This window comes from Stappia stellulata DSM 5886 (assembly GCF_000423705.1).
GTDB lineage: Bacteria > Pseudomonadota > Alphaproteobacteria > Rhizobiales > Stappiaceae > Stappia > Stappia stellulata.
In genome coordinates this window covers 257,950-271,884 of record NZ_KE384082.1, presented here as the reverse complement: position 1 = coordinate 271,884, position 13,935 = coordinate 257,950, and the positions used below count along the sequence as shown (strand labels likewise).

15 protein-coding genes are annotated in these 13,935 nt (G+C 65.7%); 4 read left to right on the top strand and 11 right to left on the bottom strand.

What is annotated here, in order from left to right:
• The first annotated feature begins 6 nt into the window (after positions 1–6).
• The 3 genes from ilvN (at position 7) to G572_RS0113590 (ending at position 2,499) form a co-directional block, all read left to right on the top strand.
• Positions 7–579, top strand: coding sequence for an acetolactate synthase small subunit (ilvN, locus tag G572_RS0113600; RefSeq protein WP_029058948.1), 573 nt, complete (start codon positions 7–9; stop codon positions 577–579).
• 89 nt (positions 580–668) lie between these two features.
• Positions 669–818 (top strand): hypothetical protein, encoded by a 150-nt coding sequence (locus G572_RS26280; protein WP_156884612.1) that lies wholly within the window; start codon positions 669–671, stop codon positions 816–818.
• 133 nt (positions 819–951) lie between these two features.
• Positions 952–2,499, top strand: coding sequence for a 2-isopropylmalate synthase (locus tag G572_RS0113590; RefSeq protein WP_029058947.1), 1,548 nt, complete (start codon positions 952–954; stop codon positions 2,497–2,499).
• A gap of 111 nt (positions 2,500–2,610) precedes the next feature.
• On the opposite strand, the gene G572_RS0113585 is transcribed toward G572_RS0113590, so the two are convergent.
• Together G572_RS0113585 and miaA are read right to left on the bottom strand one after the other, a co-directional pair.
• Positions 2,611–3,180 (bottom strand): GNAT family N-acetyltransferase, encoded by a 570-nt coding sequence (locus G572_RS0113585; protein WP_051242369.1) that lies wholly within the window; start codon positions 3,178–3,180, stop codon positions 2,611–2,613.
• A 219-nt stretch (positions 3,181–3,399) separates the two neighbouring features.
• Positions 3,400–4,323, bottom strand: a complete 924-nt coding sequence (gene miaA, locus G572_RS0113580; RefSeq protein WP_029058945.1) for a tRNA (adenosine(37)-N6)-dimethylallyltransferase MiaA — start codon at positions 4,321–4,323, stop codon at positions 3,400–3,402.
• Positions 4,324–4,352: 29 nt separating this feature from the next.
• On the opposite strand from miaA, the gene serB reads away from it, so the two are divergent.
• Positions 4,353–5,246, top strand: coding sequence for a phosphoserine phosphatase SerB (gene serB / locus G572_RS0113575; RefSeq protein ID WP_029058944.1), 894 nt, complete (start codon positions 4,353–4,355; stop codon positions 5,244–5,246).
• A gap of 95 nt (positions 5,247–5,341) precedes the next feature.
• Here serB and G572_RS0113570 read toward each other — a convergent pair whose 3' ends face one another.
• From G572_RS0113570 to G572_RS0113530, 9 genes are all read right to left on the bottom strand, one after another.
• Complete coding sequence (locus G572_RS0113570) at positions 5,342–6,871, bottom strand: DegQ family serine endoprotease (RefSeq protein WP_084650260.1); 1,530 nt, start codon at positions 6,869–6,871, stop codon at positions 5,342–5,344.
• A gap of 138 nt (positions 6,872–7,009) precedes the next feature.
• A complete protein-coding gene (locus tag G572_RS0113565; RefSeq protein WP_029058942.1) occupies positions 7,010–7,195 on the bottom strand; it encodes a DUF2065 domain-containing protein in 186 nt (61 codons plus the stop codon).
• On the bottom strand, positions 7,192–8,145 hold the full coding sequence (gene hflC / locus G572_RS23855) for a protease modulator HflC (protein ID WP_037546859.1): 954 nt from the start codon (positions 8,143–8,145) through the stop codon (positions 7,192–7,194). The genes G572_RS0113565 and hflC overlap by 4 nt, the downstream gene beginning before the upstream one ends.
• Positions 8,145–9,329 carry an FtsH protease activity modulator HflK gene (gene hflK, locus G572_RS0113555; protein ID WP_029058941.1) on the bottom strand — a complete coding sequence of 395 codons (1,185 nt, stop codon included), beginning with the start codon at positions 9,327–9,329 and terminating at the stop codon, positions 8,145–8,147. Before hflK ends, hflC begins: the two co-directional genes overlap by 1 nt.
• A gap of 236 nt (positions 9,330–9,565) precedes the next feature.
• Positions 9,566–10,819 carry a flavin monoamine oxidase family protein gene (locus G572_RS0113550; protein ID WP_029058940.1) on the bottom strand — a complete coding sequence of 418 codons (1,254 nt, stop codon included), beginning with the start codon at positions 10,817–10,819 and terminating at the stop codon, positions 9,566–9,568.
• A gap of 28 nt (positions 10,820–10,847) precedes the next feature.
• The gene (gene fghA / locus G572_RS0113545; protein WP_029058939.1) at positions 10,848–11,690 is read right to left on the bottom strand and encodes an S-formylglutathione hydrolase; all 843 of its coding nucleotides are present in this window, start codon (positions 11,688–11,690) and stop codon (positions 10,848–10,850) included.
• On the bottom strand, positions 11,687–12,238 hold the full coding sequence (locus tag G572_RS23850; protein WP_245566217.1) for a GNAT family N-acetyltransferase: 552 nt from the start codon (positions 12,236–12,238) through the stop codon (positions 11,687–11,689). The genes fghA and G572_RS23850 overlap by 4 nt, the downstream gene beginning before the upstream one ends.
• Complete coding sequence (locus tag G572_RS0113535) at positions 12,235–12,651, bottom strand: helix-turn-helix domain-containing protein (protein WP_029058938.1); 417 nt, start codon at positions 12,649–12,651, stop codon at positions 12,235–12,237. Before G572_RS0113535 ends, G572_RS23850 begins: the two co-directional genes overlap by 4 nt.
• A gap of 58 nt (positions 12,652–12,709) precedes the next feature.
• The gene (locus tag G572_RS0113530) at positions 12,710–13,822 is read right to left on the bottom strand and encodes an S-(hydroxymethyl)glutathione dehydrogenase/class III alcohol dehydrogenase (protein WP_029058937.1); all 1,113 of its coding nucleotides are present in this window, start codon (positions 13,820–13,822) and stop codon (positions 12,710–12,712) included.
• Between the last annotated feature and the right edge of the window lie 113 nt (positions 13,823–13,935).

The following is a 13,935-nucleotide window of genomic DNA, read 5'->3' as shown; positions in this document are numbered from 1 at the left end:
AAGACAATGAACGCACAGAACCTGAACGCGCCGTCCGCCTACTTCATGGCCGAGGTGAGCGAAATCTCCGAAAGCCACACGCTGTCGGTCCTCGTCGACAACGAGCCGGGCGTTCTCGCCCGGGTGATCGGCCTGTTTTCCGGACGCGGCTACAACATCGACAGCCTCACCGTGTCGGAGACGGAGCACGAAAAGCACCTGTCGCGCATCACCATCGTGACCACCGGAACGCCGATGGTGATCGAGCAGATCCACCATCAACTGGAACGGCTGGTGCCGGTGCACCGGGTCACCAACCTGACGGTCGACGCCCGCCGGCGGAACTTCGAAAAGCCGCTTGAGCGCGAGCTTGTGCTCATCAAGGTCGCCGGCGTCGGCGAAAAGCGTCTCGAGGCGCTGCGCCTGGCGGACGCCTTCCGTGCGACGGTGATCGATGCGACGGCGGAGCATTTCGTCTTCGAGATCACCGGCCGCACCAACAAGGTGGAGCAGTTTATCGGCATCTTGAAGCCGCTCGGTCTGGTGGAGGTGTCTCGCTCGGGCGTTGCGGCGCTGCAGCGCGGTCCCGACGGACTTTGACATAGGCCGCGCCGGTGCTTGCATCGGCGCGGTGTTTCGGCTACCAAATTGTTAACGATTTGGTCAGGCTTTGCGGCGACCCTTGAGGGATGCGCCGCGAATGCCCGGCGCAGCAGACCAAGGGAAACGAGATCCGCATGATCGCCGCTGGCACCATTGCCGCTACCGCGATCGACGCGCACACCCTGCGCGGCGGCCCGCTGTCGCTTGCCGGTCTTCTCCTCCTTATCAGCCCCTGAGCGCTGACTGCTTCCGCCATGACCGGGAGCGGGCACTCAGGGGAGCCAGCACCATTCCCAGGAACTGATATCGACAAGGTCCGCGCACGCCAAGAGTGCGGCGACCGACCCGGCTAAAGAGGAAACCCGACCCATGTCCGGCCAGGATCACGTTTTCATCTTCGACACCACCTTGCGCGACGGCGAACAGTCGCCCGGCGCCTCCATGACGCTGGAAGAAAAGCTCCAGGTCGCCGAAATCCTCGACGAAATGGGCGTCGACATCATCGAGGCCGGGTTCCCGATCGCCTCCAACGGCGACTTCGAGGCGGTCAGCGAGATCGCCAAGCGCTCCAAGCGCTCGGTAATCACCGGTCTCGCCCGCGCGATCCATGCGGATATCGACCGGGCGGGAGATGCGGTGCGCCATGCCGAACGCGGCCGCATCCACACCTTCGTGTCGACCTCTCCGATCCATCTGGAACACCAGATGAAAAAGACCGAGGCGCAGGTGCTCGACATCATCACCGACACGGTGACGCGCGCCCGCAACCTGATCGACGACGTGGAATGGTCGGCGATGGACGCCACCCGCACGCCGATCGAGTATCTGTGCCGCTGCGTGGACGCCGCCATTCGCGCCGGCGCCACGACGATCAACCTGCCGGATACGGTCGGCTATGCGACGCCGGACGAATACAAGGCGATGTTCGAACAGATCCGAGAGAACGTGCCGGATGCCGACAAGGCGATCTTCTCCGTGCATTGCCACAACGACCTGGGGCTGGCGGTCGCCAATTCTCTCTCCGGTGTTGCCGGCGGGGCACGCCAGATCGAGTGCACGATCAACGGTCTGGGCGAGCGGGCCGGTAACGCCGCGCTGGAAGAGATCGTGATGGCGCTCAGGACGCGCTCCGACGTGTTGCCCTACGATTGCCGCGTCGATCCGAAGTTCCTGACGCGGGCTTCCAAGCTGGTTTCCGCCGTCTCCGGCTTCCCGGTCCAGTACAACAAGGCCATCGTCGGCAAGAATGCGTTTGCGCATGAAAGCGGCATCCACCAGGACGGCATGCTGAAGAACGCCGAGACCTACGAGATCATGCGTCCCGAGGACGTCGGCGTTCGTGCGACCTCGCTGGTCATGGGCAAGCATTCCGGCCGGCACGCCTTCCGCCAGAAGCTGGAGGAACTGGGCTACGAGATCGGCGACAATGCCTTCGAGGAGGCGTTCCGCCGCTTCAAGGAGCTGGCCGACCGCAAGAAGCATGTCTACGACGAGGACATCGAGGCGCTGGTCGAAAACGAGATCGCGACCCAGGGCGAACAGATCAAGGTGATCGCGCTGACCGTGATCGCGGGGACCGGCGGGCCGCAGAAGGCGATCCTGACGATGGACGTCGACGGCAAGCACGAGACACGCGAGTGCTCCGGCGACGGTCCGGTCGATGCGACCTTCAACGCCATCAAGGCCATCGTGCCGCATGAAGCGAAGCTCTCGCTCTACCAGGTGCATGCGGTGACCGAGGGAACGGATGCGCAGGGCGAGGTCTCCGTGCGGCTCGAGGCCAACGGACGCATCTCCACCGGAAAGGGCGCCGATACCGACACGCTGGTCGCCTCCGCCCGGGCCTATGTCTCGGCGCTCAACAAGCTGATCGCCCGGCAGAACCGCCCGGACCATCAGGAGTTGAAGGCGGTCTGAGGTCCAGCCCCGACCGGCTGCCGTCGTCTGCAGCCTTCAGGATGACAGAACGCCCTGCGCTCGATGGATCGCAGGGCGTTTTTTACAGGAGGCGGCTGGTTGGACGCGGATCTAGCCGGCGTTCGACGCAAAGCGTTTTGCAAGCGCCGGCGAGAGGATCTGCAGGCAATCGAAGGCCGCGTCGTCGATGACCATGCGCTGGCGCTGGCGGAAGCCGTTGCCTTCCATCATCCGGCGCGCCGGTTCGTTGCCGGCCGCCACGAAGGCGATGAGATGGGTGAAATAGGTGGTGTCGAAGAACCACTCCACGAGGGCGTCCGCCAACTCGGAAGCGTAGCCCTTGCCCCAGAATTCGGACTTTAGGCAAATGCTGAGCGCCACTTCCGAGGTTTCTGGATAAACGGAAAAGCCGGCGCGCCCGGCAAAGCTGCCGTCGTCCAGCGAGGCCTTCCACTGGCTGAAGCCGCGCCGTTCCTGTCCGGTCACATAGTCGCTGAGATGGCGTTTCGCGTCGTCGCGGGTATGGATGATTTCATGCGATCCGAGAAAGCGGTTCACCTGCGGATCGCAATGCAGGGCGTAGAGATCGGCAAGATCCTCCTCGGCAAAGGTCGTCAAAACCAGCCGGGGCGTGGTCAGGATCGTGTTCGACGGCATTCCGTCCTCCTGCGGTGTCGTCACGGCGCCTGGGTCTCCAACGGAATCGTCCAGGCGTCTTCATGCGGCATTTCGACTGCATGCCGTCACCGTGGCCGGGCGTTTTTCGCCTCTGGTTAAACCGCGATTCGCGAACATGCGCGCCGGAAACCCGACATGGGACGGCAATGCCGACCCTGCGGGAAACTGGCTACCCGCCTATTGTGCGCAAAGCATGGCAATGCAATTTATGAGAGAATTGTATCACACTCCGCTCGTCAGTTGTGTGACGAGTTCATCCATTGTTGCACGGCTCGGGTCGGCCCGGGGCCAGTTTGCGAGTTGCCCGCGAAAGAATGTTTCCTGCCGCTTGGCAAATTGGCGCGTTTGCGCGACGCCGCGCTCGACGGCGTTGGCAAGGCCTGCATCCATGTCCGGCAGGGCGCCCAGATCGCGCACGCCGATGGCCTTCATGGCGGGCAGGGCGGGGGAGAGGCCCCGCGCCATCAGCCGACGCGCTTCGGAGATTGCGCCGGCCGCGAGCATTGCCTCGAACCGCGCGGCGATGCGCGCATGCAGCCAGCGACGGGGCGGCGCCAGAATCACCCGGGGAGCGTCGCTACCGACAAGCGGCGTTCCCGTCTGGCGTTGCCAGTAAAGCAGGGAGTGGCCGCTGCTTTCGATGACTTCCAGCGCGCGGGTGATGCGTTGGGTGTCGCCGGGTTCAAGACGTGCGGCCATCTCCGGGTCCCGGTCCTTGAGACGGGCATGCAGGTCCCCGCGCGTGCTCTCCAGCGCCAGGGCCCGCAGTCGCTCGCGAACGGCGTCGTCGATTGGCGGCACGCTGGAAAGTCCCGAGGTGAGGGCGCGAAAATACAGACCCGTTCCCCCGACGAGGATCGCGGCGCGCGCCTGCGCGCGTGCCTCCGCCAGAACTGCCGTGACATCGGCAAGCCAGCGCGCCACGGAATAGGGGGCCGCGGCATCAACGTGGCCGTAAAGCCGGTGCTCGGCGCGCGCCAGGTCATCCGCTCCGGGACGTGCCGAGAGGATGGAGAGGTCCCGGTAGACCTGCATGCTGTCGGCATTGACCACCAGCCCGCCCGTCTTTTCCGCCAGGGCGAGGGCGAGCGCCGACTTGCCGCTGGCGGTCGGCCCGGCTATCAACGTTACCGCTTGAGCCCCCATCCAATTCCTCCGTTAGGCAGGTTCCGCCGATGACCCTGGTTGCCACCCTGATCGCCGATCCGCAGCGTCCGGTTCTCGACGCCAAGCTTCTGGATGCCGCGCGAGCCGTTCTGCCCGAGGGCACGCAAACCGTCACGCTCGATGCCGGGCGCGCCGCGGACCTGCTGTTCAACGCCGATCCGGCAAGCGCGCAGGCCTTCGATGCGGCCCTGCGCAACGTGCTTGGCGAACTGCCGGTTGACCTTCTTGTGCAGAAGCGTGCGGGAAGACGCAAGCGCCTGCTGATCGCGGACATGGATTCCACCATGATCGGGCAGGAATGCATCGACGAACTGGCTGATGCACTGGACAAGAAGGCGGCGATCGCCGCCATCACCGAACGGGCCATGCGCGGCGAGCTTGAGTTCGCACCTGCGCTGCGGGAGCGGGCGGCAATGCTTCGCGGCCTCGACGCCTCGGTGATCGAAACCGTTTTGGAGAGACAGATCACGCTGACGCCCGGCGCCCGCACCCTGGTGCAGACGATGCGCCGCGACGGTGCCTATTGCGCCCTGGTTTCGGGCGGCTTCACCGCCTTCACCGAAGCGATTGCCGACAGGATCGGGTTTCACGAAAACCGTGCCAACACGCTGGTCGTCGCCGATGGCAAGCTCACGGGCGAGGTTGGTGAGCCGATCCTCGGGCGCGAGGCCAAGCGCGAGCGGTTGGAAACTCTTCTGGCGGAGCAGGGACTGGCGGCTGAGGACGCGATTGCCGTTGGCGACGGTGCAAACGACCTGGCAATGATCGCACGTGCCGGTCTGGGCGTTGCCTATCATGCAAAGCCCTCGGTCGCTGCCGCAGCGGATGCGCGAATCGACCATGGCGATCTGAGTGCCCTGTTGTACCTGCAAGGCTATGCGAAGGCCGATTTCGCCGAATAGGCTGAAACCGGTCCCGGAACGGATACGAAAAAGGGGCCGCGGCGGTGAGCGCGGCCCCTTTTGTCTTTATGGCGAGCGGCCAATGGCCGGACGGCTCAATCCCCGATCGGAACGGGGATGAAGCGCACCTCGCCCTGGGCGTTGGAGATCAGCAGCAGCGCCAGGCGGCGGCCTTCTTCCTTCAGGGTCTTGATCCGGGCAGCGACATCGGCCGGTGCGCGGACGGCTTCTTGTGCCACCTCGACGATCACGTCGCCGGCGCTGATGCGCTTTTCGGCCGCGTCGGAACCGGCCTCGACCTCGCTCACCACCACGCCCTCGACGTCTTCCGCGATGGAGTGCTTCTGGCGTAGTTCGTCGCTCATCGGCGCGAGCATCATGCCGAGCATCGAGGAGGCTTTGGGAGCGTCATCTGCCGGGGCTTCGTTCGAGGACCCCGCATCGGCGATATCGGCCTCTTCAAGCCGACCGAGGGTGACCTGAAGTGTCACTTCCGTTTCCTTGCGCAGGACGACGACATTCACTTCCTCGCCGACGGGCGTGTCGGCCACCATGCGCGGAAGATCGCGCATGGAGGGAACGCGTTCGCCGTTGAACTCGACGATCACGTCGCCGGCGGTCAGCCCCGCGTCCTCGGCCGGGCCGCCTTCGGTGATACCGGCGACGAGCGCGCCTTCGGTTTCCGACATGCCGAGGCTTTCGGCGATTTCGTCTGTGACTTCCTGGATGCGCACACCAAGCCAGCCGCGGCGGGTCTCGCCGAACTCGCGCAACTGGGCAATGACCTGGATCGCTGTCTGGGACGGAATGGCAAAGCCGATGCCGATCGAGCCGCCGGACGGCGAAATGATCGCCGTGTTGATGCCGATCACTTCGCCCAGCTCGTTGAACAGCGGACCGCCAGAATTGCCCCGGTTGATGGAGGCGTCGGTCTGCAGATAATTGTCATAAGGGCCGGAATTGATGTCGCGGTTGCGGGCGGACACGATGCCGGTGGTGACCGTGCCGCCCAGGCCGAAGGGGTTGCCGATTGCCATCACCCAGTCGCCGACCCGCATCTTTTCCGAATCGCCGAATGCGACGGCCTTCAGAGGACCGTCAGGATCGACCTTGAGTACGGCGAGATCGGTCTTGGGGTCCGTGCCGATCACCTCGGCGGCAAGCTTGCTGCCGTCGTTGAAATTGACGGTGATCTCGTCGGCGCCCTCGATCACGTGGTTGTTGGTGATGATGATGCCTTCGGTGCCGTCGAGCACGAAGCCCGAGCCCAGCGATTGAACCCGGCGCGGACGATTGGTGTTGTCGCGGTTCTGGCGGTTGAAGAATTCGTCGAAGAACTCCTGGAAGGGCGACCCGTCGGGAACCTGCGGCAGGGGCACCGAGCGCTGGCCGGTCACATTCTGCGCGGTGGAAATGTTGACCACTGAATCGAGACGGGATTCCGCGAGATCGGGAACCGACTCCGGTCCGTGTGCCAGCGCCGGGCGCGGATCGGCGACAAGGCTCGTGGCGCCAAGCGCGAAGGTCAGTGTCAGAACGGCGGCGGCGCGGGCGAACCGCCGCGCGCCGGACGTCTTGGTGTGGGATGCGTCGTCGCGGGTCGTCAACGCGCCTTGAGGTGTCATCAGGGCCATTGGCCGTCGTCCTCCAGTGCCTTCATCGTGACGTCGGGTGTTGCCGGCGCCGGTTGATAGTCTATCCCCGATCGCTTGGGCGGGGAAACCGTTGCGGTCCCCCGTTCCCCCGGGTTTCGCACGGGGCGGTCAGCCCCGCACAAGCCATACGATACAGACCCCGATGGCCAGCGCGGCGACACCGCCGCCGCGCAGGATGTTGTCCGGCATGTCCAGCATTTGCCGGATTGCCTGTTTCATCGCGCCCGGGGCCAGCGCGTAGAGGGTTCCCTCCAGCGCCAGCACCAGTCCGAGCGCGACCCACAGATCGCTCACTGCGCGGGGGCCGCGGGCGCCTCAGTCCGGGCCGCGGGCGCCGCCGGCATTTCCGTGGCCGGTACGCGCGTGGGCGTCAGTTCGGTTCCGCGCGGGTCGCGGAAGTAGCGGAAGAACTCCGAGTTCGGCGACAGCACCATGGAGGTTTCGCCAGACTCCAGCCCGGCCGCATAGGCCTGCATCGAGCGGTAGAAGGAGAAGAACTCCGGATCTTCGCTGAAGGCATCGGCGAAGATGTTCGTCCGCTCCGCATCGCCGTCACCGCGCATGATTTCCGCATCGCGGTTTGCCTCGGCGATCAGCACCGTTGCATCGCGATCGGCGCGCGAGCGGATCCTGCGGGCCTGTTCCTCACCCTGGGCGCGAAGCTCCGTCGCCTCGCGCTGACGCTCCGTCTGCATGCGGCGGAAAATCGCGTCCGAGTTGGTTTGCGGCAGATCCGCGCGGCGGATCTTGACGTCGATGACCTCGATTCCGATCGGCGCGGCGCGAATCGCGACGTCTTCACGGATCTCGTCCATCAGCTCGGCACGTTCGTCGCGCACCACCTGCACGAAGGTCGCCCGCGCCAGCACCGAGCGCAGGCTCGACTGTAGGAAGGTGGACAGACGCTGGTTCGCCTCGTTGATGTTGTTCACCGTCTGGTAGAACAGCACCGGGTCGGTGATGCGGTAACGGGCAAAGGCGTCCACGATGAGCCGCTTCTTGTCCGAGGCGATGGCCTCGATCGGCGGCATGTTCAGGTCGAGCACGCGCTTGTCGAAGAAACGCACGTTCTGGACGAAGGGGATCTTGAACTTGAGGCCTGCCTCCTGCTCGCTCTTGCGGATTTCACCGAACTGGAGCACCAGCGCCTGCTGGTCCGGGTTGATGATGTAGACCGAAAGATATGCGGTAAATGCCAGCGCCGCGATGAGCAGGGCGCCGAGTCCGAAAAGACCGTTCTTCATTACTGGTTGCCTCCGCTGCGGGCGGCGCCCTGGGACCTGTTGAGCTGGTCGAGCGGGAGATAAGGCACGATGCCTCCGGTTCCGCCGACATTGTCGTCGATGATGATCTTGTTGTTGGCGCCCAGAACCTTCTCGAGCGTTTCAAGATACAGACGCTCGCGCGTCACGTTCGGCGCCTTGCGGTACTCCTGGAGAACCTTGGTGAAGCGCTGTGCCTGACCGTTGGCTTCCGCAACCGTCTGGTCGCGATAGGCATTCGCCGCTTCCAGCACCCGGGCCGCCTCACCGCGCGCTTCCGGCACGATCCGGTTCGCATAGGTCTGGGCCTCGTTCTGGATGCGCTCCTGATCGGCACGGGCCGCCTGGACGTCACGGAAGGCGTCGATGACCTGCTGCGGCGGGTCGACCTTCTGCATCTGAACCTCGGTCACTTCGACGCCGGCGCCATAACCGTCCAGGGCCGTTTGCATCAGGGTGCGCACCGCTTCCTGGATCGGCGACCGGTTTTCGCCGAGAATCGCGTCGATGTTGCTCTCGCCCACAACCTCGCGCATGGCGCTTTCGGCCACGGCCTTCACCGTGCCCTCGGGGTCCTGGATGTTGAACAGGTAGTTGGACACACCCTCCGGCGTGTTGCGGATGCGCCACTGCACCTTGAAGTCAACGTCGACGATGTTTTCGTCGCCGGTGAGCATCAGGCTTTCTTCCTGCACGTCCTGTGCCGTCACGCGCGAACCGCGCACGGTTTCGCGGAGCCCGACGGTGATTTCGCGAATGCGCAGGACTTCCGGCGTGAACACCGAGCCGAGCGGATACGGCCAGTTGTAGTTCAGGCCGGGAGGCGTCTGGGCGGTCACCTCGCCGAGCACCAGCTCGACGCCGACCTGGCCTTGTTCGACCCGGTAGAAGCCGTTGGCGAACCAGATGCCGATCACCACGACGATCGCGAGCAGGATGCCCTTGAAGCCGAGATTTCCGCCGCCGGGAAGCACGGTCTTGAGGGTGTTCTGGCTGCGTTTGAGGAGTTCTTCCAGATCCGGCGGATTGCCGCCGCCGCCGCCGCCGCCGCGCTGGGGACCGCCGCCCCACGGACCGCCGCCGCCGCCACCGCCCGATCCGCCCCACGGACCGCCGTTGCCGCCGCCTTTCCAGCCGCCGCCGCCGTTCTGGTTGCTCCAAGGCATCAAGACATCCTTCGCTGGGGAGCCCGCCGCCGTTCGCGCCGGGGTCCGGTTGTATCCTTGCGCCCCAAAGGGGCCTTGTCGGGTTATAGGAACTTCGACCGGCGCTTTCAATGAAGCGTGTCGGCTGCCTCTCTCCCTGGCACCGAATTGGAGACCGCGGCCTTGCTTGTCAATGCGTGCGGAGCGGGGCCTGTCGGTTCCCGCGGTTTTTCGACGCCGATTTTCGCCGCTATGGTTTACCCGCTTTGCGCCAGCGCGGCCCGGGCGGCGTCAATGCCGCTCCGGCGGGCGCCGTGCGCGGTGGAAAAGGCGTGTTCCGACACGGCCTCGCCAGCCAGAAAGACGCCGCCGTCGATGGGGACCCGCAAGGTGGCGCGCGCTCCCGCATGCCCCGGACGCGCACAGGAGTAGGCGCCCCGAATATGGGGGTCCGAGGTCCAATGCGTCGCGGTGGCGCGGCGGATGCGCGTGGCGATGGCACTGCCGAAGACGTCCTTGAGAGCCGCGAGGCCGAAGTCGACCATGGCCGGCTCCCCGTCGGCCTCGAGCTTCCGCGCGGTTTCGCCGCACAACTGGCCGACAATCACCGGCTGTGCAAAATGGTTGACGACGAAGTTGATCGGCGCGCGAGTTCGGTCGTCCAGGTCCAGGGTATCGATATAGGAGGTGTCGGCGAAATCGGGGATCGGCGCGTCCAGCAGAAAGGCGACCTTTTCCGCAACCCCGGTCGGGCAGTTCGCGGCGGCGTCCGTCACAGCATCGGGCAACGCCGGAACGAAGCGGATTGCCCCGGAGGCCAGCACGTTGGTGGAGACGGTGAGAATGACGCTGCGGGCGCGCAAGGTGCCACGGCTGGTTTCGACACGGATCGGTGAGGTGGAGCGGTCGATCGCCCGCACCTCGACGCCAAGATGCACGGGCACTTGCGCGCCCGCGCTGGCGATCAGCGCGCCATAGCCCGACACGACCGGCCAGTTTTCGCCGGTATCGGCATAGGCCGCCAGATCGAGGGTGGAGATCTCTTCCGGAGGCAGCGCGGAGAGCAGCGTCATCCAGTGCCGGGCAAGCGGCCACCAGGGGCCGGCTGTGTCGCAGACACTTTGCGCATCGACGTCGCGTCCCGCTTCGCCGGCCCCGTCGGCTGCCGCAAATGCCGCCTCGACGGCATCCCAGGCCGTCCTGGTCGTCGCCGCATCCGCCTTTTCGCCGGCCAGGTAAAGGCCGCTGGAGCGCCGGGTCCCCAGGCGCCGATAATCGACGCCCAGCCGGTCCGCGATCTCGCGGAACGGGTTGTGCGATGCGCTGTGCATCCAGTGGCAGCCCCGGTCGAAGGGGATGCCGGGAAAAATGCGCTCGTCCGTCCAGGCGCGACCGCCGACGCGGTCCTTTGCCTCCAGAACGGCGAAGGAGACGCCGGCTTGTGCGAGTGCTTCTCCGGCGGCAAGCCCTGCGGCACCCGCGCCGATGACGATCACGTCGTAGTCGGACATTGGTTCTCCGAAAGTCGGGGCTTGAAAATCAGCCGGTCAGGCGTTCGGCGTGCCAGGCCATGTGGTCGGGCATGAAGGTGGACACGAAGTAGTAGGAATGGTCGTAGCCGCCCTGCATGCGCAGGGTCAGCTCGACGTCCGCCTCGCGGCAGGCCGCGTCGAAGGCCCAGGGCTTGAGCTGCTCTTTCAGGAAGCCGTCGGCGGATCCCTGATCGATCAGGATATCGCGTTCCCAGCCGGTGTCTCGAACCAGATGGCAGGCGTCATGTGCTTGCCAGGCCTTGCGGTCGGTTCCGAGATAGGCGCCGAGCGTCTTTTCGCCCCAGGGGCAGTTCACCGGATTGACGATGGGGGCGAAGGCGGAGACCGAACGGAAGAGATCGGGATACTTCATCGCAAGCGTCAGCGCGCCGTGTCCGCCCATGGAATGGCCGGTGATGCCGATGGCGCTGTCCCAGACCGGCAGCTGGTCCGTGACAAGCCCCATCAGTTCGTCGGCCACATAGCTTTCCATCCGGAAATGCGGCGCCCAGGGGGATTGTGTGGCATCGACGTAAAAGCCGGCGCCCTGGCCAAGATCGTAGGCGTCGTCATTGGCGACGCCTTCGCCGCGCGGGCTGGTGTCGGGCGCGATCACGATCATGGCGTTTTCGGCTGCAAGCCGCTGGTAGCCGGCCTTGGCCGTGGCGTTTTCCCAGGTGCAGGTCAGGCCGGAGAGATAGACCAGCGTCGGGCAGGCCTCGCCGCGCAGGGCTTCCGCCGGCAGAAAGGCGGCGAATTCCATCGCGGTGCCGGTGGCGGTGGAGGCGTGGCGATACACGCGCTGCTCGCCGCCGAAGGCGCGGGCGCGGGAAACAAGATCGAGCGTCATGAAGGGGCAGTCTCCGAAGCATATGGGTGACGGTCTCGCGCGGTCCCGATCTCCGCCGGGCGGCGCATGTCGATATGGGGAATGCCGTCCTCGTCGTAAATCTCAGAGACGGGCTTGAAGCCGAGGCCGGCATAAAAGCGTTGCAGATGTGCCTGGGCGGACAGGTCCACCGGCCGGGCGGGCCAGCGCGCGCGGGCACGTTCGATGCCGGCCTTCACAAGACCGCTCGCGAGACCGAGGCCACGCCAGTCCGGCGCCGTTGCGATCCGTCCGAGACGCGGCGCTCCGTCTGGGTCCGGCGGCAGCAGCCGCAGACAGGCGACAAGTGTTCCCGCATCCGTCTCGAGCAGAAGGTGATCGGCGTCGGGGTCGCGCCCGTCGATCTCGGCATAGGGGCAGTCCTGTTCGACCACGAAAATGTCGACGCGCAGCCGGAACAGGGCGTGAATGCGCCCGGGCGACAGGTCGTCGAGGCCGGCCCAGAGCGCCGCCAGCCGCGGCCGGCCCTCAAGCGCAGGCAGCGCAACCGGGGTTTCAGTCCGGTTCACGAGTGCCCGGCCGCCTCGTCGGCCTGTGACCGGGCCGCCTGCGCCAGACGCCCGATCTGCTCTTCCAGGCGGTCGAGCGCCTCGCCGGTGCGCTCATGCGTGTCGCGCAGGTTTTTCAGGCTTGCCGCGATCAACGAAAGTTCCGTCGTCATCGGCTCGTCGGCCGGCGCCCCGCCGACGCCATAAAGCAGCCACGTCGGACTGACGGCGAGAAAACCGGCAAGCATGGTCAGCCGGTTGGCACGCGGTTCCGAACGCCCGGTTTCCCATGCCGTGACCGTCGCGGTCTTGATGCCCAGGCGGCGGGCAAGCTGCGCACCGCTGAAGTTGGCCGCCTCGCGCGCCCGGCGGATCCGGCCGCCGATGGAGTCCATGTCGCGGGTTTCCGACCACATCGATTCCGGTTCGCTCATTGCGGAAGCTCCTCAGGTTGCACGCATGCGGGCTTGCGCCGCCGCGTCAGGGACAGGTTCAGTCGTAGAGGACGACCGAGCGGATCGACTTGCCTTCATGCATCAGGTCGAAACCGTGGTTGATTTCCTCGAGCGGCATGGTGTGGGTGATCATCGGGTCGATCTCGATCTTGCCGTCCATGTACCAGTCGACGATCTTGGGCACGTCGGTGCGGCCGCGCGCGCCGCCGAAGGCCGTGCCGCGCCAGGACCGGCCGGTGACCAGCTGGAAGGGGCGGGTGGAGATTTCCGCGCCCGCCGCGGCGACGCCGATGATGATCGATTCGCCCCAGCCCTTGTGCGCCGCCTCCAGGGCGTTGCGCATCACGCCGACATTGCCGGTCGCGTCGAAGGTATAGTCGGCGCCGCCCTTGGTCAGATCGACGAGATAGGGCACGAGATCGCCCTCGACCTCGTTCGGATTGACGAAATGGGTCATGCCGAAGCGTTCCGCCATTTCCTTCTTGCTGTCGTTGATGTCGACGCCGACGATCATGTTGGCGCCGACGAGACGCGCGCCCTGGATCACGTTGAGGCCGATGCCGCCGAGACCGAAGACGATGACGTTGGAGCCGGGTTCGACCTTGGCGGTGTTGATCACCGCGCCGATGCCCGTCGTCACGCCGCAGCCGATGTAGCAGATCTTCTCGAAGGGGGCGTCCTGGCGCACCTTGGCGAGCGCGATCTCCGGCAGGACCGTGAAATTGGCGAAGGTCGAGGTGCCCATGTAGTGGAAGATCTTCTCGCCGTTCAGCGTGAAGCGCGACGACCCGTCCGGCATGACGCCCGCGCCTTGCGTCGAGCGGATCTTCTGGCACAGGTTGGTCTTCGGGTTGAGGCAGTACTCGCACTCGCGGCATTCGGGCGTGTAGAGCGGGATCACGTGGTCGCCGGGCTTCAGGCTGGTCACGCCCTTGCCGACCTCGCGCACGATGCCGGCGCCCTCATGGCCGAGGATCGCGGGAAACAGCCCTTCCGGGTCGGCGCCGGAGCGGGTGAATTCGTCGGTGTGGCAAATGCCGGTGGCCTTGACCTCGACCAGAACCTCGAAGGCCTTCGGGCCTTCCAGCTCGACGGTCTCGATCGTCAGGGGTTTGCCGGCCTGCCAGGCCACGGCGGCGCGTACGTCCATGTCTCGTCCTCCAAAAGGGTCGTTGCGGCCGCGTGGCGGCCGCCTGTTCTGTGCCCGATCCTAGGCAGGCTTTGCGGTGAACGAAAGGGCGCAAGCCGACGCACATCGGCGCA

What these genes read in the sequence shown, in the direction of transcription:
- G572_RS26280 (WP_156884612.1), top strand. Translation starts at nt 669, where the DNA reads ATGCGCCGCGAATGCCCGGCGCAGCAGACCAAGGGAAACGAGATCCGC.
- G572_RS0113570 (WP_084650260.1), bottom strand. Translation starts at nt 6,871, where the DNA reads ATGACACCTCAAGGCGCGTTGACGACCCGCGACGACGCATCCCACACC.
- G572_RS0113590 (WP_029058947.1), top strand. Translation starts at nt 952, where the DNA reads ATGTCCGGCCAGGATCACGTTTTCATCTTCGACACCACCTTGCGCGAC.
- serB (WP_029058944.1), top strand. Translation starts at nt 4,353, where the DNA reads ATGACCCTGGTTGCCACCCTGATCGCCGATCCGCAGCGTCCGGTTCTC.
- ilvN (WP_029058948.1), top strand. Translation starts at nt 7, where the DNA reads ATGAACGCACAGAACCTGAACGCGCCGTCCGCCTACTTCATGGCCGAG.
- hflC (WP_037546859.1), bottom strand. Translation starts at nt 8,145, where the DNA reads ATGAAGAACGGTCTTTTCGGACTCGGCGCCCTGCTCATCGCGGCGCTG.
- fghA (WP_029058939.1), bottom strand. Translation starts at nt 11,690, where the DNA reads ATGACGCTCGATCTTGTTTCCCGCGCCCGCGCCTTCGGCGGCGAGCAG.
- G572_RS0113535 (WP_029058938.1), bottom strand. Translation starts at nt 12,651, where the DNA reads ATGAGCGAACCGGAATCGATGTGGTCGGAAACCCGCGACATGGACTCC.
- miaA (WP_029058945.1), bottom strand. Translation starts at nt 4,323, where the DNA reads ATGGGGGCTCAAGCGGTAACGTTGATAGCCGGGCCGACCGCCAGCGGC.
- G572_RS0113550 (WP_029058940.1), bottom strand. Translation starts at nt 10,819, where the DNA reads ATGTCCGACTACGACGTGATCGTCATCGGCGCGGGTGCCGCAGGGCTT.
- G572_RS0113530 (WP_029058937.1), bottom strand. Translation starts at nt 13,822, where the DNA reads ATGGACGTACGCGCCGCCGTGGCCTGGCAGGCCGGCAAACCCCTGACG.
- hflK (WP_029058941.1), bottom strand. Translation starts at nt 9,329, where the DNA reads ATGCCTTGGAGCAACCAGAACGGCGGCGGCGGCTGGAAAGGCGGCGGC.